Source organism: Sphingobium nicotianae, from assembly GCF_018603885.1.
GTDB lineage: Bacteria > Pseudomonadota > Alphaproteobacteria > Sphingomonadales > Sphingomonadaceae > Sphingobium > Sphingobium nicotianae.
On record NZ_JAHGAW010000003.1, the window covers coordinates 64,001 to 81,955 of the forward strand.

Sequence of the window (17,955 nt, forward strand, 5' to 3'; positions counted from 1 at the left end):
TTCGGGTCACATTTGAGGATAGGCGCGCAGCTCTCCTCCACCGTCACCCTGAACTTGGTTCAGGGTCCATCATGGCCCATAGACCTCAGCGGGCGGAGGCGGGATGGATGCTGAAACAAGTTCAGCATGACGAGGGAGTGTAACCTGATGGGCGTTGCCACGCGATGAGCCTGCTCCGCTCGACCGGCACGATCGGCGCGCTCACCTTGCTCAGCCGCGTGCTGGGCATGGTGCGCGACATGCTGATGGCGCGCTATGTCGGCGCCGGCTTCGCCTCGGACGCCTTCCTCATCGCCTGGCGCTTGCCCAATCTGTTTCGCGCCCTCTTCGCCGAGGGCGCCTTTTCCGCCGCCTTCGTGCCGATGTTCAACCGCATCATGGCGAAGGAAGGCACTGACGATCCGGACGCCGGACGTGACGCCGCCATCGCCTTCGCCGGCCAGGTGCTCTCGGTCCTCTTCCCGGTGCTGGTCGGCCTCACCATCCTGATGATGCTCGCCGCAGGCCCGGTCGTCTGGGCGATGACCGGCGGCTTCCCCGATGGCGGGCCGGACAAGTTCGCGCTCGCCCGGCACCTCACGATCATCACCTTCCCCTATCTCGGCCTCGTCTCGCTGACCTCCCTGCTCGGCGGCATCCTCAACAGCTTCAACCGCTTCTGGGTGAACGCCGCGGCACCGACCCTGCTCAATATCTGCATGATCGTCGCGGTGGTCTTCTTCCGCGGCGACGGGGCGATCGCGACGGCCGAGACGCAGGCGATCGCCGTTACCATCTCGGGCCTCATGCAGCTGCTCTGGCTGATCTGGTCGTGCCGCCGCATCGGCGTGGTGCTGCGGCTCGGGCTACCCCGCCTCTCGCCCCAGGTGAAGCTACTGCTCGCCGTCATCGGCCCGGCAGCAATCGGCCAGGGCGCGATCCAGATCAACCTGCTGATCTCCACCTCGCTCGCCGCCCGCTTCCTGCCTCAGGGCTCGGTCTCGTGGATCTATTATGCCGACCGGCTGAACCAGCTGCCGCTCGGCCTGATCGGCATCGGCGTCGGCACCGCGATCCTCCCCTTGCTCTCGCGCCAGATCGGCGGCGGCGATGCCAGAGCGGCCAACGACACGCAGAACCGCGCGCTGGAGCTGGCGCTGTTCCTGGCCCTGCCTGCCGCCGTCGCTTTGTTCGTGTCGGCCACGCCGATCATTCGCGGCGTCTTCCAGCACGGCGTCTTCACCGCCGCCGACACGATCGGCTGCGCTGCCACCCTCGCCGCCTTCGCTCCCGGCGTACCCGCCTATGTGCTGATCAAGGTGCTCACGCCGGGCTTCTATGCCCGCTCGGACACGAAGACGCCGGTGCGCATCGCCTTCTGGTCGATGCTGATCAATCTCGTCGGCAACCTCACCCTGATCTGGCCGCTCGGTCCGGTCGGCATCGCCCTTTCCACGGCGCTCTCGGCTTGGGTCAACGTCATCCTGCTGTTCGTCGCGCTCCACCGCGCCGATCACCTGACCCTCGATGAGCGCTTTCGCATGAAGGCGACGCGCATCGTCGCGGCCGGCCTGGTCATGGGCATCGCCCTCTATGTCGGCAACGATCTGCTCGATGCCCATATGAGTGGCCCGTTCTGGGAACGGATCGCCGCGCTGGCGCTGCTCTGCGGCGGCGGCGGGTTGATCTACGGGATCGCCACGATCGGCCTGGGCGCGTATCGGATCGCCGAGTTGAAAGGACAGCTTCGCCGGCCACGGTAGTGCTGGCGCTCGATCCGAACGACGCGCAACGATTGTCGAATGGTTAATTTTCAGCTAACAGAATGATGACTCGCGTCTGGGAAAATGCGGGTCTCAACGAAAAACTACCACGGGTCGCGAACACATGCGTCGGCGAACACTTCGCTGACGTCGCACTGACGTGGGAGAATTTTCATGAAGAACATGCTTTTGAGAGCCGCAATGCTTGCTGCGGCCCTTTTCGCGAGCCCGGCCTCCGCCGGCCTCAACCTGTTTCAGAGCTTTGTCGGCAATTATGGCCTGTCCACAGACGGCGCCGGTACCCTCACCGGGCCCGATTATCAGGTCAACGCGTTCGTTCCGCTCGGCGCGACTGTCACGGCCGCCTATCTTTACCAGGCCACCTACAACTTCACGACGCCAACCAAACAGGCCGTTTCGCTGAACGGCAATGCGCTGGCCTTTGGCCCGAACGTCGCGAACGGAACGGGCTGCTGCGGCATCTCGTCGGCGCGCGCCGACGTCACGAGCATCGTCGCCGGCGTCGTCAACGGCGGCGCCGGCGGCACCTACAGCTTCGACGTGTCGGAAGGCAACACGCTGGAGACCGATGGCGTCGCGCTCGTCGTCGTCTATTCGCTGGCCTCGCTGCCGACCTCGACCGTCGCCATACTCGACGGCTGGGCCTCGGTGACCGGCGACACGGCCAGCATCAACTTCAGCGAGCCGCTCGATCCGACCGCGCCCGGCTTCACCGCCGACGTGCGTCTCGGCATCGGCTTCAGTTGCTGCGGCCAGCAGTCCGAGGTCAACGTCAATGGCACGACCATCACCAGCGTCGCCGGCAATTATGACGACGCGATCGGCCCCTGCTGCAACGGCGCTCTGATCACGGTTGGCGGTGATGACGATCCGTTTTCTTCGTTCAACCCGACCTATGATACGGACCATGAGCGTTACAACCTCACGGACTATATCAACCCGGGCGACCTGGCGATCACGATCCGCACGTCCAATGCCTCTCAGGACGACAATATCTTCCTGCTCGCCGGCATCTTCTCCGGTGAGGCGACGGTCGTGACTCCGGGCGTGCCCGAGCCCGCCACCTGGGCGATGATGATCGGCGGTTTTGCACTGGCGGGCGCGGCCATGCGCCGTCGAAAAACGGCCATCAGCTTCGCCTGATCAGGCAGTCAGATTGGAAGCGCTCCGGTCGCAGGACCGGGGCGCTTTTTTTTCGCTGACGGCTAGACCGCTCCAACTGGCGTCATGCGTCAGAGACAGCCATAGCAGGCACGCCTCTTGACGCGCTCGGCCGTGACGCACAGAGGGCGGCAGGATCCTCTTGAAGCGTTTCAGCCAGGACACGACCATGCGCGTACTCTCCGGCATCCAGCCGACCGGCAATCTCCATCTCGGCAATTATCTGGGCGCGATTCGCAACTGGGTGCGCATGCAGGACAGCATGACCGGAGACTCGCGCTGCTTCTTCTTCCTCGCCGATCTCCATTCGATCAGCGAGCATATCGCGCCAGCCGAGCGCCTGCGCAACGTCCGCGAGATGACGGCCGCCCTGGTCGCCTGCGGGATCGATCCGGATCGCTCGGTGCTGTTCAATCAGGCGCGTGTGCCCGCCCATGCCGAGATGCAATGGCTGCTGAGCGGCACCGCGCGGATGGGCTGGCTCAACCGCATGACCCAGTTCAAGGACAAGGCGGGCAAGAACAAGGAAGGCGCCTCGATCGCGCTCTTCACCTATCCGGTGCTGCAGGCGGCCGACGTGCTGCTGTATCAGGCGACGCATGTGCCCGTGGGCGAGGACCAGAAGCAGCATCTCGAGCTGACCCGCGACATCGCGATCAAGTTCAACACCGACTTCGGCGTCGAGCTGTTCCACCTGCCCGAGCCTTATATCCAGAAGGAGACGGCGCGGATCATGAGCCTGCGCGACGGCACGGCGAAAATGTCCAAGTCCGATCCGTCCGACATGAGCCGGATCAACCTGACCGACGATGACGACACGCTGACCCAGAAGATCCGCAAGGCGAAGACCGACCCCGAGCCGATCCCCGCCGATCCGGCAGAACTGGAAGGCCGCGCCGAGGCAACCAATCTCATCGACATCTATGCCGCCTTTGCCGGGCAGGATCGCGCCGCGATCTGCCAGAGGTTCGGCGGCCAGGGCTTCGGCGCCTTCAAGCCGGCGCTGGCCGAGCTGCTGGTCCATCACCTCGCCCCGATCCGCGCGCGCTATCTCGAACTCAAGGATGATGACGCCGCGCTCGACGCGATCCTCGTCAAGGGTGCGCAAAAGGCATCGGACGCCGCTGCGTCCACCTTACGCGGCGCCTATGCCGCAATGGGATTGATGCGGTGAGCAGCGGCTGGTCCGGATGTAAAAACTCTGGCCCCGTCACCTGCACGGAACGCATTCAACGCCAGTTCATTTGACCTAAGGTATCAGGCGGTTCACTACGTCTAGAAGGGTGACCTCGCCCGAGAAACGGACACCAAGATGAACACCAAGCGCTTCCTCATCCTCGCAGCAGCGTCCGCTCTGGCGCTGGGTGGACTTTCCGGCTGCGCGACTCCCTTCAAGGCGGACGTCGCGCGCTTCCAGCAGTTGCCGCCGGCGCAGGGGCAAAGCTTCGTCGTCGTGCCGAGCGACCAGCACCTCGCCGGCAGCCTCGAATTCGCGCATTATGCCGACCTGGTGGCGCAGCGCCTGACCCAGCAGGGCTATACGCGCGCGGCCGATCCGGCTTCGGCCCAGCTCGTCGTGCAGCTCGATTATGGCATCGACAAGGGCACCCAGCGCGTGCGCTATTCGGGCTTCGCGCCTGATCCTTTCCTCTATGGCGGCTTCTATCCCGGCTATTATCGCGGATGGGGCGGTTGGCGCGGCCGCTATATGATGGGCTGGTACGATCCCTTCATGTGGGGGCCGGGCTATGACGATCTCGAGAGCTATCTCGTCTATCAGAGCCAGCTGCGCATGACCATCAACCGCACCGGTGGCGAGCGCCTGTTCGAAGGCACCGCGCGCGCGCAGTCTGTCAGCAACAAGCTGACCTATCTGGTGCCGAATCTGATCGACGCGCTGTTCACTGGCTTCCCTGGCCAGAATGGCGAGGACATCAAGGTGACGGTGGCCCCGGAACCCAAGAACTGAGGCGCCGTCCTCGGGTTCAGACTTCAGGCCCCTTCTTCGACCATTGTTCCCGCAGCAGCCCGCTTGCGCTTGCGGAACAGCGAGCGGTCTGACTCGCCGAAGGCGAAGCGCCAGACGATCGTGCAATAGAGCGTCAGCATCAGGGGGATGCCCACCATCAACTCGGCCCATTCAAGATGCGGCGGCAGCAACGTGGTCGCAGAACCGGCGATCGTCACGATCAGGCCGGACATGACCAGCCTCAATCGCCAGACGCCGATGCGCGCGCCCAGCAATGCGCCAAGCAGCCATGATTTGGCGATCGCGCTGGACGCAAGCGCAATGGCGAGCGCGACGGCGGGCATGGCCGCGACATAGAGATCGGGCAGCGCCATGTTGCGCGCCCCCAGGATCAGGACGACGGTCAGGACGGCCTGCAGGACGATCGTCAGGACCGAGATGGTGAGATTGCGCAGCCGCGCGATATAGACCAGCGCCGCCTCGCTCGCCACGGCCGGCGCCGCCAGCACCTCGGCGGCGAGCAGGCAACCGAGCGCGCCGGTGCCGCCCACGAAGGTCGGCCCGACCAGCCCCATCACCGCCTCGCCCGGAATACCGAGCGCCAGCGCGACGCCGAGCTGCGCCGCGATGATCCAGAAGCCGACCTGGCTCACCTGCTGGGCGATGGCAGGATAATTATGCAGCCGCACGTTGCGCGTGATCACCGGCCCGAGGATCGGCTCGAAGCTGGTCTTGAGCTTCTGCGGCAGTGAAGCGACCTGCTGCGCCGCATAATAAATACCCACCACATAGGGCGTCGCGAACAGGCCCAGGATGAAGAGATCGAGCCGCCGCGTGCCCCATTCGATCGCGTCTGCGGCGGCGAGCGGCAGGTTGCGAACGGTGAGCCGCCACAGCCGCATGCCGCTCGGCCGCCAGCCGCGCGGCAGCCCATAATTGCGCAACAGGTGCCAGAAGGCGGCGATCAGCGCCGCGATCATCGCCACGACATAGGAGAGGATCAGGCCGTCGCGCGTCGAGTAGAAATAGAAGCCGAGGGACGCAAGGCTGATCGTCCACGGCTCGATGATCGAGCGGGCGTGGACGGTCGCGGCGATGTTGAACTGAAAGGCGCAGGCGGCGAGCGCGATCTCGGTCAGCGCGATGGCGATGACGATCAGCGGCAGCAGCCGGTCCAGCCCGTTGAGCCCGCTGTTGGGGAACATGATCTGCGGGAACAGCATGAGCAGCCCTGCAGTCAGCACACTGCCAATCAGGCAGAGCAGCAGGGCGTCGGCGACGACATGCGTCGGGTCGGGGCTGTCCTGCGCAAGCTGCTCGGCGAGGCCTCGCTTGAGGCCCAGAGTCGCAAGCTGGGCCGCGAGTTCGACGGCCAGCACGGCCAGCGCATAGCGCCCAAGGATGGCCGCGCCATAGAGGCGCCCGGCGATGAACAGGAAAGGGATGCGCGCCGCGAGCCGCAGCAGGAAACCGAAGACATTGGCCCGCCCACCCTTGGCGAGCGCAGCGATATCGTCACGCTCCCCTGGCTCGGCATGAACCGGCGGGTTGGTCATGCTAGGCGCTCCCCCATGCGGCCCGTTGGCACGCGCGCTGTCTCAATAAGCATAACCATAAGAATGCGCAAAGTATCTCGCCGCCTCATTCCGCGCGCAACGGCCGCGCGAGCAGCGCGCTGATCACGTCGTTCACGCCCTGCTCGCCGGACAGGAGCGCGCAGACCGACGCCGTCACCGGCATATCGATGCCTCGCGCTCGCGCCGCCTCGAGAAGAACGGGTGCGGTATAGGCGCCTTCTGCCACAGTGCGCCTGTCCGCAAGCAGGTCGGCCGCACTCCTGCCCTCGCCCAGACCCTTGCCGAGCGAGAAATTGCGCGAGCGGCGCGATGAGCAGGTGAGGACCAGATCGCCGAGACCGGACAGTCCCGCCAAGGTCTCGGCCCGCGCGCCGAGTGCCAGGCCGAAGCGGGTCATCTCGGCAAATCCGCGTGCGATGAGGGCGGCGCGGGCATTCTGGCCCAGCCCCGCGCCATCGACCACGCCGCAGGCGATCGCCAGCACATTCTTGACCGCGCCGCCTATCTCCGCGCCGACGACATCGTCCGACGCATAGGGTCGCAGGGTCGGGCGGGCGAGCACATCAGCGAGCAGCCGCGCCAGCGCTTCTTCCTCGGCAGCCAGCGTCACCGCCGTCGGCAGGCCGGCCGCAACTTCATGCGCGAAGGTCGGCCCGGAGAGTACCGCGACCGGCGAACCCGGCATCGCCTCGCGCGCCACCTGGTGCATGAGCTTGTGCGTCACTGCCTCGATGCCCTTGGCGCAGAGGATGAGCGGCTGCCCCTCCGGCGAGAACCGACTGAGGATCGCCCGCATATGCTGCGCCGGGGTCACGACCAGCAGCATGCCCGCCTCGCGCATGTCGCTCATCTCATCCGTCGCACGAATATGCTCCGACAGACGCATGCCCGGCAGATAGGCAGGATTCTCGCGATGGGCATTGATGGCGCCGACCACCGCGCCATTCCGCGCCCAGAGCAGGACATCGCTGCCTCCCGAAGCGAGCACCTGCGCGAGCGCCGTGCCCCAGGCGCCGCCGCCGAGCACACCGATGGGACCGGCCTGCGTCATGCCTTCACCCCCGCGCCGCGCACGGTCTGCGCCGACGGGTCGAGCGGCCAGCGCGGCCGTGCGGGAAAGGCGAGATCGTCAATCAGGCCCGCCGCGAACCGCTCCGCGCCCGCCCAGCCGATCATCGCCGCATTGTCGGTGCAGAGCCACAGGGGCGGCGCCACGAACGGCAGATCATGCGCGCTCGCCAATGCCTGCAGCGCGCCCCGCACCGCGCCGTTCGCAGCGACACCGCCCGCGACGACCAGCGCCGTTGGGCGGTCCGCAACATCCAGGGCACGCGCGGTGCGATCGACCAGGCAATCGACCACCGCCTGCTGGAAGCTCGCCGCGATGTCGGCATGGGACCAGCGCCCGCTCTCGACCGCACGCATCACTGCGCTCTTGAGACCGGCGAAGGAGAAATGCGGCTCGGCCGTGCCGGCCAGCGGACGCGGCAGCGGCACCGCGCGAGGATCGCCCTCGCGCGCCAGCGCCTCGACCTTCGGCCCGCCGGGAATGCCGAGGCCGAGCAGCTTGGCGGTCTTGTCGAAGGCCTCGCCGGCCGCATCGTCGATCGTCGTGGCGAGCCGGCGATAGTCGCCGACGCCACGGACTTCCAGAAGCTGGCAATGCCCGCCCGAGACGAGCAGCAACAGATAGGGGAAATCAAGCGTCATATCTGCCAGACGAGGCGAAAGCGCGTGACCCTCAAGATGATTGACCGCGATGAGCGGCTTGCCCGCCGCATGGGCCAGCGCCTTGCCCGTTACCAGCCCGACCATCACGCCGCCGATCAGCCCCGGCCCGGCCGTCGCGGCGATGGCGTCGACCTGCGCGAGGGTCATGCCGGCATCGTCCAGTGCCGCCTCGACCAGCGGGATCAGCGCCTCGACATGCGCGCGGGCCGCAATCTCCGGTACCACGCCGCCATAGGGCCGGTGCGCCGCTTCCTGCCCGGCCAGACGATGGGCCAAGACCACGCGATCGCTGGTGACCAGAGCTGCCGCCGTCTCGTCGCAGCTCGATTCAAGACCGAGGATGATGGGCATGGCGCTTCCCTCTAGAGCGGTGTGCGCCTAGGGTCTATCGGCATTCCACTCATGATTGATCCCATGCCCACCCCTTCATCGCCATTTCGCATCGGTTCACGCGGCTCTCCCCTCGCGCTGGCACAGGCCGAACTCACCATCGCCGCGCTGATCGCTGCCCACGGCTGGCCGCGCGAGGCGATCCGCATCGTCACTGTGACGACGAGCGGCGACCGCATCCAGGACCGCGCGCTCGCCGAGGTCGGCGGTAAGGCGCTGTGGACCAAGGAGCTCGACCGCGCACTGCTCGACGGCGAGATCGACTGTTCGGTCCATTCGATGAAAGATGTCGAGACGATCCGGCCGGAGAGCATCCGCATCGCCGCCATGCTGCCGCGCGCCGCCGTCGAGGACCGGCTGATCGGCGCGACCTCGATCGAGGTGCTGCCACAGGGCGCCGTCATTGGCACCAGCTCGCCGCGCCGGGCCGCGCAGCTCAAGGCGCTGCGCCCGGACCTGCAGATGACCCTGCTACGCGGCAACGTCGCGACGCGGCTGGCCCGGGTCGAGGCGGGCGATATCGACGCGACGCTGCTGGCGGCCGCCGGGCTGGACCGGCTGGGCTTGGGCGGCACGGGTACGGCGATCCCCGTCGAGGCGATGATCCCGGCCGTGGCGCAGGGGGCGGTGGGCATCGAGTGCCGGGCGGACGATGCGCGCGCGCAGGGCCTGCTCGATGCGATCAACCATGGCGACACCGCGCGCTGCGTGCGGGCGGAACGCGCGCTGCTGCTGTCGCTGGGCGGAACCTGCCACAGCCCGATCGCGGCGCTCGCCCGGCCGGCGGGCGCGGACATCCATCTGCGCGCGCAGATCCTGAGCGAGGACGGCAGCGAGCAGGTGACCGACGAGGCCCTGCTGCCCGGCGGCGACACCGACGCCGCCATGGCGCTCGGCGCGCGCCTGCTCGACCATGCGAGCCCGGCCCTGCGCGCGCTCTTCACGCGATGAGCCGGCCGCTGCTGCTGCTTCGGCCCCAGCCCGGCAACGATCGATCGGCGGAGCGCGCCCGGGCGCTGGGCATCGAGGTTCTGCAACTACCACTGTTCGAGACCGTGGCCGTCGAGCCGGACGAGTTGCTCGAGGGACCGTTCGACGCCATCCTGATCACCAGCGCCAATGGCGCGCGCTTCGGCGCGGACCTGTTCGCGCGTCATGCCGGCCTGCCCGTCTTCGCGGTCGGAGAGGCCAGCGCGCAGGCCGCGCGGGAGGCCGGCGCGCACGATGTCCGCACCGGCGGCGGCGATGCGGCCTCGACCATTCCGATGATTGCGGCAGCGGGCCATCGCGCGGTGCTGCATATCTGCGGCGAGGACGCGCGGTCCTTCGACCCGCAAGGTCTCGGCGTGACGCGCCACATCGTCTATCGCAGCGATGCGCTGGACATGCGGCGCCACGCCAAGGCCCTGGCGACGCTTCCGCCATCCGTGATCGCCATCCACTCGCCCGGCGCCGGCCGGCGGCTCAACGCGTTGATCCCGCCGCCGTTCCGCAATCACATCCTGATCGCCATCAGTGACGCGGCAGCGCACGCGGCCGGCGGGGGATGGCGCCGCGTGCAGGTGGCCGAGACGCCCGATGATACGGCCTTGCTGCGCCTCGCCAGCACGTTATGTATGGCCGCTTCCTGAGCGATCTGGCGAGAGCATGGCAAGCGAAGCACCGGACGGAAGCGGCGACATCCAGAAGAGCATGGCCCCGCGCCCTGCCCGGACCCGGCTGATCATCGCGCTCACCCTGCTCGCCTTCGTCTTCGGTCTCGCTGCCATGGCCTGGGTCATGACGCGCTGGCAAGGCGGCCTGCGCTTCGGCGGCGCGACCAGTGACCCCGCCGCGCTCGCGACCGGCGCCGGCAACGGTGCGGACCTCGTCGATCCCACCCAGGACATGCCCGACGGCACGGCCGGCGCGCATGGCCCCAATCTGGTGATGAGTGCCGATCAGCAGCAGGTGCGTATCGCCGATCTGGAACAGCGCCTGACCCGCCTCTCGGTCGCGGCGGAGGCCGCATCGGGCTATGCCAATCGCGCCGAGGCGATGATGGTGGCCTTCGCCGCGCGCCGCGCGCTCGATGCCGGCGCGCCCCTCGGTTATGTCGAGGGGCAGTTGCGCCTGCTCTTCGGCAACGCGCAGCCCAAGGCCGTGGCGACGATCGTCAATGCCGCCGCCGAGCCCGTCACCCTGAACAAGCTGCGCCAGGGACTGGAAACGATCGGCGCGAGCGTCGGCCACGGCGGCCCGAATCTGAGCTGGTATCAGAGCGCGATGCGCGAGCTGCGTGGCCTCGCCGTGATTCAGCGGGCCGGTGCGCCGTCGCCCGAACCAGGCCAGCGGATCGCCCGCGCGCGGCTCCACGTGGAATCCGGACAGATCGAGGAGGCGATCACCGAGATCGGCGCCCTCCCGCAGCAGCCCGAGACAACCCTCTGGCTGGAGCAGGCCCGCCGCTACAATGAGGCGCATCGCGCGCTCGACGTCATCGAGGCCGCCGCCGTCCTCCAGCCGCGCACCGCGCCCATGATCGCGCCGGTGCAGCCGACAGTGGCGCCCAGTCCGCCGGCGGCGTCGCGCTGAATACTCTGTTTCCCGTCCCTTTCAAGGGAGGGGAAAGGAAAGTTGCTACCTCGCTTAGCTCCTAGGCCAGAAAGATCGCCGCCAGATCGGCCGGGACACGCATCAACCGCTGCGTCTCGATGTCGAGCATGGCCCAGGTCGTGCGCGCCGCGACCTTCAGCGCGCCGTCCTCGCCGGTGAACTCGACCAGCCGGTCGAACCGGGCGCCGCGCGGCGGATCGCCGACGCGGGTCCGCGCGATCACCGCCTCGCCCTCGCGGACATTGCCGCGATAATCGATCTCGTGGCGGGTCACGACCCAGGCGTAGCTCGCCTGCGCGTCCGCCGGGGCGAGCGCCTGCCAGTGGGCCGTGGCGATCGCCTCCATCCAGCGGACCCAGACGGCGTTGTTGACATGGCCCATGCTGTCGATGTCCTCCGCCCGCGCGACGAAGCGCATCTCGAAGGCCGTCGCCATGGGGTCAGCCCTCCACGCCCAGCTGCCAGAGGATGAAGGCGAATTCTTCCGCCGTCTCGCGCAGCGATTCCCAGCGGCCGGACTTGCCGCCATGGCCCGCCTCCATATTGGTCTTGAGCAGCAGCAGATTGTCGTCCGTCTTGGTGGCGCGCAGGCGGGCGACCCACTTGGCCGGCTCCCAATAGGTCACGCGCGGATCATTGAGGCCCGCCGTCACCAGCATCGGCGGATAGGCCTGCGCCGTCACATTGTCGTAGGGCGAGTAGCTGGCGATGAGGTCATAGGCGGCGGGATCCTCGATCGGATTGCCCCATTCGGGCCATTCGCCCGGCGTCAGCGGCAGCGTCTCGTCGAGCATGGTATTCAGCACGTCGACGAAGGGGACATGCGCGACCACCGCCCCCCACAGCGCCGGATCGCTGTTGACGATCGCGCCCATCAGCTCGCCCCCGGCCGACCCGCCCGAAGTCGCGATCTTGCCGGCGGACGTGTAGCCGAGCGCGATCAGCCCCTTCGCCACGTCGACGAAATCGTTGAACGTGTTGGTGCGCTTCTCGAGCTTGCCGTCCTTGTACCATTGCTGGCCGAGATCATCACCGCCGCGGATATGGGCGATGGCATAGGCGAAGCCGCGATCGACGAGGCTGAGCCGCCCGGTGCCGAAGCCCGGCTCGACGGCGATGCCATAGGCGCCGTAGCCATAGAGATAGAGCGGGCGGCTGCCGTCCATCGGATAGTCGCGGCGGTGCAGGATCGAGACCGGGATCGACGTGCCGTCGCGCGCCGGGATCAGCAGGCGCGTCGTCGCATAGAGGCTGGGATCGAAGCCGGAGGGAATCTCCTGGACCTTCAATATTTCGCGGCGACCGTCCGCCAGCGTATAGTCGAAGATCGTCTCTGGCGAGACCATCGATTCATAGCTCAGCCGCAGCCTGGTGACGTCATATTCGGGATTGTCGTCGAGCCCGGCCACATAGCTCGCCTCCGGGAAATCGAGGCGCTTGGCACCGTTGGTCGCATAGTCGCGGATCTCGACCTGATCGAGCCCGTCCTCGCGCCCCTCGGTCACGTAAAAGCCTTTGAACAGGCTGACGTCGGTCAGGTAGAAGTGATCCGAGGCGGGCAGCACCTCCTCCCACTGATCCGGCGTCTCGATCCGCGCGCGCACCAGCCGGAAGTTGGGATGGGTGTCGTTGGTGCGGATGTAGAGCCAGCCGTCATGCTCGTCGGCATCATATTCGCGCTCGGGCACGCGCGCCGAGACGAGGATCTGCGGGCCGGTCGGATCACCGGCGGGCACGAGACGCACTTCGCTGGTGACATGATCGCCGGTCGCGATGACGATCCAGTTCTCCGCCGAAGTCAGCCCGACTGAGACGCGGAAGCCCTCATCCTCCTCGCGATAGAGCACCAGATCGGCGCTCGCATCGGTGCCGAGCCGGTGCAGCTTCGCGCTGTCGGTGCGCCACTGCGCATTGGCCGGGGCATAGATGAGGGCGCTGTCGTCCTTCGTCCAGACCAGCGCCGAGAGCACGTCCGGGATCACGTCCGGCAGAATGTCGCCGGTCGCCAGATCCTTGATGCGGACGGTGTAGCGCTCCGAGCCATTGTCATCGATGGCATAGGCCAGCAACCGGTCGTCATTCGAGATGGCGACGGCGCCCAGGCGGAAATAATCCTTCTCCTCCGCCAGCGCCGGCTCGTCGACGATGCACTCATCGGCCGAGCCGTCGTCGGGGGCGCCCACCGCGCGGCGCCAGTGACGGCGATACTGCTCGCCGGTCTCGAAGGTGCTCCAGTAGAGATAGGCGCCGTCCTTCTGCGGGACCGACTTGTCCTCCTCCTTGATGCGCGCCTTCATCTCCTCGAACAGGCGGTCGGTCAGCGGCTTGCGCGCCGCCATGTGCGCTTCGAAATAACCGTTCTCAGCGGTGAGATAGGCCAGGACGTCGGCGTCCTTCACATCGGGGTAGCCGGGGTCGCGCAGCCACGCCCAGGGGTCGCTGAGCGTGCGATTGTGATGGACGGTCTCGTGCGGGCGTTGCGCCGCGATCGGCGGCTGGGGCGTGTCTGTCATCGCCGGGAGATAGGCGCCCGCGCGGCGCGGCTCAATGGCGTTGGCGCCTCCCGGTCCGGATTTCGCATTGCGCGCCTTACCGGACCGGATCCTCCACCAGCACGCGTCCTTCCCGCCGCGGATCATAGCCGCCGTCGATCCTGCCGTCGCGGATGATCACGCCATGGACGCCGCTGTCCTCGCCCTGCCCGGGCCGCAGATCGATGCCGCGCTCGCGCAGCCCGTCGAGCACGCCCGGCGCGAACTTGCCCGGCTCACCCTGGAAGGCGCCGCCGCGCGCGACGAGATTGGGCAGCGCCAGCGCCTCCTGCATCGGCAGACCCCAGTCGACCGCCGCGATGAAGGACTTGCCGACATAGGCCAGGATGGCATTGCCGCCGGCCGATCCGATCGCGCCCGCGAAATGCCCCTGCGCATCGAGGAAGATGGACGGGATCATCGAGGAGCGCGGCCGCTTGCCCGGCGCCACCGCATTGGCAGCCGGACGCCCGTCCACCTCGCGCGGCGAGAAGGAAAAGTCGGTCAGCTGATTGTTGAGGAAGAAGCCGTCGACCATGCGGCCGGTGCCGAAGATCGATTCGACCGTGGTGGTGATCGAGACGACATTGCCGTCCGCATCGCCGATGATGAAGTGCGAAGTGCCGGCCGGCTCCAGCGTCGCATCGGCGGCGGTGAGCACGGCGCCCGGCGGCGTCCCGGCGACAGGCGGCGGCCCGGCCGTCGTGCCGATCAGCGCGGCGCGGCTCGCGACATAGGCCGGGTCCAGCATGCCGGCGACCGGCACGCTGACAAAGGCCGGATCGCCGACATAGCGGTCACGGTCGGCATACATGAGGCGGCTCGCCTGCGCGAAGAGGAACCAGGCCTGCGGATCGCCCGGGCCACGCGCCGCGATATCGGTATGCTCGAGCATGCCGAGCAATTCCAGGAAGCCGACGCCGCTCGAGGGCGGTGGCGGCACGCAGACCTTGTACACGCGATAGGGGCCGCACAGCGCCTCGCGCTCGATCGGCTTGTAGGCGGCCAGATCGGCCATCGTCATCGCGCTGGGGAAGGGCGCCTGATGGACCTTGGCGATGATCCTTTGCCCGGTCTCGCCCGCGAAGATCGCGTCGACGCCCTGCGCGGCGAGGCGCTTGAGGAAATCGGCATAGGGCAGGTTCACCAGCCGGTCGCCGGTGGCCATCAGGCTGCCGTCGGGCTTGCTGAAATAAGCGCGGGCATCGGGCTGGTCGAGCTGCGGGAAGCGGATGCCGAGGAAGCGGCCGAGGCGCGGCGAGATGATGAAGCCCTCGCGCGCCGTCTTCTCTGCATCGAAGAACAGGCTGTCCCAGGGCAGCTTGCCATGCTCGCGATGGACCAGCGCCTCCATCCGCAGCGCGCCGGGCACGCCGGTCGCGCGGCCGCCGACCACCGCCTTGTCGAAGGGCAGCGGCTTGCCGGTCGCCTCGTCCATGAACATGGTGTCGGTCGCGCCCGCTGGCGCCACCTCTCGCCCGTCATAGACGATGACCTTGCCGGTCGCGGCATCGAAATAGGTCATGAAGGCACCCCCGCCCATGCCCGAGCTTTGCGGCTCGACCAGAGAGAGCATCGCCTGCACGGCAAGCGCCGCGTCGGCCGCGCTGCCGCCGCGCCGCAGCACCGCCATGCCTGCCTCCGCCGCCAGGGGATTGGCGACGATGACGAAATTCTGGTGTTTGACCGCAGGTGCCGCGACAGGTGCCGTCGTGGCCGCGCTTTGAGGCGCAGTCGTCGTGCCCGTCCCGCAAGCGCCGAGCGCCAGTATGACCAAGAGGCTGATAACGGGACGGAAGATGGTCATGCGGAGCCCTTCATTTACGACCGTGCTGCATTGCAGCGACGCGGGCACAGTGCGAGTTTGCAACTGACATGGCAAGAGGCTGGCGCCGCGCCGCAAGGAACGACAGGGCCGGGCGTCAGCGCAGCGCCTTGACGTCCGCCACCTTCACCGCGTCCTTATATTTGTTGCCGTAATGGGTGCGCACATAGTTGACGACGTCGGCGACTTGCTGGTCCGTCATCATCTGGCCGACCGGCGGCATGCCGTTGAGGCCCTTGAGCACGATCATCGTCGGATAACCGCTCGCCGCCAGATTGGGATTGCTCGCCAGCGCCGGATACCGGCCGGCGCCCTGCGCGCCCTTGGCGTCCGGCATGTGGCAGCCCGCGCACACGCGATTGTAGAGCTTGGCGCCATCCGGTTCCATGAACTTGCCGGCCGTCACGAAGGCCCCGTCAGCATCGCCCTCATGGGTGGTGCGCAGGGCATTGGCGGCGGCGGAGGCCGGCTCGCCCTGGCTCTGCGCCACGGCCTGGGCGGTGACGGCGCCGATGGTGACAAGGGCGGCGGCGGTCAAAAGGAAAGGAGTCATCTTCATCGGATCAGCCCGCCAGCACGCGTTGATGGAGCCGCCCGATCGCGTCGAGCGAGGATGTGATGCCGCCTTCCTGCCAGGCAGGGATGTAGGAGGCATGCTCGCCGGCCAGCAGGATGCGGCCGTCGATCTGACAGAGATTCTTGTAATGCTCCTTGCGGGCATCGTCGCTCCACCGGCCGAAGCAGCCCTGCGTCCAGGGCACGCGGTGCCAGCCGACCGCCACGCCGTTCATATACTCGTCCTTGTATTGGGGATGGATCTGCGACCCCCACTCGACGGTGCGCGCGACGCGCTCGGCCGGCGGCAGCGAGGTATATTCATAGGCGCCCGCGCCGAAGCTGTAGGCGCCGAGCAGCACGCCCGGTCCCTTGTCGCCATAGCGTGTGCTTGGATAGCTGATCTGGGCGATCGGCAGATCGGTGTTGGTAATGCCGCCGTAGATGAACTCGTCCTGCTCCCAGAAGCGCCGCTTGAACTCCAGCCCGACCTTCAAGCCCGCCTCATAGGGCACGGCGTGGATGGCGTTGGTCATCTCGGGGCCGACATTGATCTCGATCTGGCTCAGGATCGAGAGCGGGATCGTGCAGAAGCACCAGTCGGCGCTGGCCTTCAGCTTCTCGCCGGTCTTGGTGTCCTGATAGTCGACGGTGACGCCCTTGTCGTCCTGCTTGATCGCGACGACCTTGCTGTTCAGGCGGACATATTTGCCGACCTGCTTCTCGAAGCCCCTGGCGACCATGTCCATGCCGCCGACCGGCTGGAAGATCGCATTCTGGTGATCGGTGGAGAGGTTGGTCGAGATGGCACGCCACAGGCCGGACTTGAGGACCGTGCTCAGGTCCATCGGCTCGGACGGGATGCCCTCGGCGGTGAGGCCGCCACCGGGATATTTGTCCCAGCCGCGCCGCTCGCTCGATTGCGGGCCTTTCACATAGCGATAATTCTTGTCCAGAGCGCCCCAGCTGCGCAGCGCCGCGAGCAGGATTTCCTTATCTTCCTTCGTGACGTCATCGTTCAGCGCGTCCTTGTTGACCGCCTTGACCAGCAGTTCGCCGACATGGCCGTAGAAATCCGCCTGGATCGGGCCGTAGCGCTGCGGCTTGCCGCCGAACGCCTTGGTCGAGTGGACATAGGCATTGTAGTTGAGCTGCATGAACGGCTCGAGCGCGACACCCAGCTCCATGCAGTAATGCATGATGCCGCCATGATTGTACGGGATGCGCCAGGGGCCTGGATTGATGTAATTGCCCGGCGCGAACTCGACCTTCTGGGTGGCGCCGCCCAGCTCGGTGAAGGTGTCGCCGCCGCGCAGCGTCCAGCTCCGCCCGCCGACGCGGTTGTTATATTCCAGCACCTGCACCTTGTAGCCGGCGCGGCTCAGCTCCAGCGCGGCGACGAGGCCCGCGACGCCCGCGCCTAGGATCAGCACGCTCGCGCCCTTGGGATCGCCATCGAGCTTGATCGGGCCCTGGAACGGGGAGGCATGGGCCTGGCCGAGCTGCGACATCGCCATATACATGGCCGACGCGCCGGCGGTGCGGCCGATCAGGGTCAGGAGATCGCGCTTGCTCATCGGCAGGGCGTTGTTTTGCGACATTCTGTTCTTTCCCCGCAGGTAGCACCGTGAGCGGACTCCTCGTCCACGGGACAGCGCGCACCCGTGAGTCCGACTCGGGCGGAAGACCCTGAAAGAGCGCCGCCGTCATGGTGCCGTGATCGCTCCCCGCGCGCCAAGAGTTGATACGCTGTTTTGCTTATTCCCGTGGCGGAGCGGGGTCTGGCAGGGAACGAGGTTTCGGCAACGCATGCCAATAAGCCCCTCCCCTTCAGGAAGGGGTGGGGCTGGACGTCCCA

15 protein-coding genes are annotated in these 17,955 nt (G+C 67.2%); 7 read left to right on the forward strand and 8 right to left on the reverse strand.

Annotation, left to right across the window (positions count from 1 at the left end; genetic code table 11):
- Nucleotides 1-164: 164 nt before the first annotated feature.
- The 4 genes from murJ (at nucleotide 165) to KK488_RS04835 (ending at nucleotide 4,893) form a co-directional block, all read left to right on the forward strand.
- Nucleotides 165-1,742 carry a murein biosynthesis integral membrane protein MurJ gene (gene murJ, locus KK488_RS04820; protein WP_214622020.1) on the forward strand — a complete coding sequence of 526 codons (1,578 nt, stop codon included), beginning with the start codon at nucleotides 165-167 and terminating at the stop codon, nucleotides 1,740-1,742.
- Nucleotides 1,743-1,916: 174 nt separating this feature from the next.
- Nucleotides 1,917-2,906: a PEPxxWA-CTERM sorting domain-containing protein gene (locus KK488_RS04825; RefSeq protein ID WP_250890093.1), complete on the forward strand. Its 990-nt coding sequence runs from the start codon at nucleotides 1,917-1,919 to the stop codon at nucleotides 2,904-2,906.
- 187 nt (nucleotides 2,907-3,093) lie between these two features.
- Nucleotides 3,094-4,098 (forward strand): tryptophan--tRNA ligase, encoded by a 1,005-nt coding sequence (gene trpS / locus KK488_RS04830; protein ID WP_214622290.1) that lies wholly within the window; start codon nucleotides 3,094-3,096, stop codon nucleotides 4,096-4,098.
- Nucleotides 4,099-4,236: 138 nt separating this feature from the next.
- The gene (locus tag KK488_RS04835; RefSeq protein WP_214622021.1) at nucleotides 4,237-4,893 is read left to right on the forward strand and encodes a DUF4136 domain-containing protein; all 657 of its coding nucleotides are present in this window, start codon (nucleotides 4,237-4,239) and stop codon (nucleotides 4,891-4,893) included.
- Between the two features lie 23 nt (nucleotides 4,894-4,916).
- Here the strand turns inward: KK488_RS04835 and KK488_RS04840 are convergent, their stop codons facing one another.
- The 3 genes from KK488_RS04840 to tsaD form a co-directional block, all read right to left on the reverse strand.
- Complete coding sequence (locus KK488_RS04840; protein ID WP_214622022.1) at nucleotides 4,917-6,449, reverse strand: lipopolysaccharide biosynthesis protein; 1,533 nt, start codon at nucleotides 6,447-6,449, stop codon at nucleotides 4,917-4,919.
- An 85-nt stretch (nucleotides 6,450-6,534) separates the two neighbouring features.
- Nucleotides 6,535-7,521 (reverse strand): NAD(P)H-dependent glycerol-3-phosphate dehydrogenase, encoded by a 987-nt coding sequence (locus tag KK488_RS04845; RefSeq protein WP_214622023.1) that lies wholly within the window; start codon nucleotides 7,519-7,521, stop codon nucleotides 6,535-6,537.
- Nucleotides 7,518-8,552: a tRNA (adenosine(37)-N6)-threonylcarbamoyltransferase complex transferase subunit TsaD gene (gene tsaD, locus KK488_RS04850; RefSeq protein WP_214622024.1), complete on the reverse strand. Its 1,035-nt coding sequence runs from the start codon at nucleotides 8,550-8,552 to the stop codon at nucleotides 7,518-7,520. The genes KK488_RS04845 and tsaD overlap by 4 nt, the downstream gene beginning before the upstream one ends.
- Before the next feature lie 63 nt (nucleotides 8,553-8,615).
- Here tsaD and hemC point away from each other — a divergent pair, with 63 nt between their 5' ends.
- From hemC to KK488_RS04865, 3 genes are read left to right on the forward strand one after another with little or no spacing between them, the layout of a single operon-like run.
- Nucleotides 8,616-9,542: a hydroxymethylbilane synthase gene (gene hemC, locus KK488_RS04855; RefSeq protein ID WP_214622025.1), complete on the forward strand. Its 927-nt coding sequence runs from the start codon at nucleotides 8,616-8,618 to the stop codon at nucleotides 9,540-9,542.
- Nucleotides 9,539-10,222 (forward strand): uroporphyrinogen-III synthase, encoded by a 684-nt coding sequence (locus tag KK488_RS04860; protein ID WP_214622026.1) that lies wholly within the window; start codon nucleotides 9,539-9,541, stop codon nucleotides 10,220-10,222. The genes hemC and KK488_RS04860 overlap by 4 nt, the downstream gene beginning before the upstream one ends.
- Nucleotides 10,223-10,238: 16 nt before the next feature.
- Nucleotides 10,239-11,165, forward strand: coding sequence for an MICOS complex subunit MIC60 (locus tag KK488_RS04865; RefSeq protein ID WP_214622027.1), 927 nt, complete (start codon nucleotides 10,239-10,241; stop codon nucleotides 11,163-11,165).
- 61 nt (nucleotides 11,166-11,226) lie between these two features.
- Here the strand turns inward: KK488_RS04865 and KK488_RS04870 are convergent, their stop codons facing one another.
- The 5 genes from KK488_RS04870 to KK488_RS04890 all read right to left on the reverse strand — a co-directional run bounded on the left by KK488_RS04870 (nucleotide 11,227) and on the right by KK488_RS04890 (nucleotide 17,698).
- Complete coding sequence (locus KK488_RS04870; RefSeq protein ID WP_214622028.1) at nucleotides 11,227-11,622, reverse strand: acyl-CoA thioesterase; 396 nt, start codon at nucleotides 11,620-11,622, stop codon at nucleotides 11,227-11,229.
- A 4-nt stretch (nucleotides 11,623-11,626) separates the two neighbouring features.
- Complete coding sequence (locus KK488_RS04875) at nucleotides 11,627-13,699, reverse strand: S9 family peptidase (protein ID WP_214622029.1); 2,073 nt, start codon at nucleotides 13,697-13,699, stop codon at nucleotides 11,627-11,629.
- A gap of 76 nt (nucleotides 13,700-13,775) precedes the next feature.
- Nucleotides 13,776-15,524, reverse strand: a complete 1,749-nt coding sequence (locus tag KK488_RS04880) for a gamma-glutamyltransferase family protein (protein ID WP_214622030.1) — start codon at nucleotides 15,522-15,524, stop codon at nucleotides 13,776-13,778.
- Nucleotides 15,525-15,639: 115 nt separating this feature from the next.
- The gene (locus tag KK488_RS04885; RefSeq protein WP_214622031.1) at nucleotides 15,640-16,101 is read right to left on the reverse strand and encodes a c-type cytochrome; all 462 of its coding nucleotides are present in this window, start codon (nucleotides 16,099-16,101) and stop codon (nucleotides 15,640-15,642) included.
- Nucleotides 16,102-16,105: 4 nt separating this feature from the next.
- Complete coding sequence (locus tag KK488_RS04890; RefSeq protein ID WP_214622032.1) at nucleotides 16,106-17,698, reverse strand: flavin monoamine oxidase family protein; 1,593 nt, start codon at nucleotides 17,696-17,698, stop codon at nucleotides 16,106-16,108.
- Between the last annotated feature and the right edge of the window lie 257 nt (nucleotides 17,699-17,955).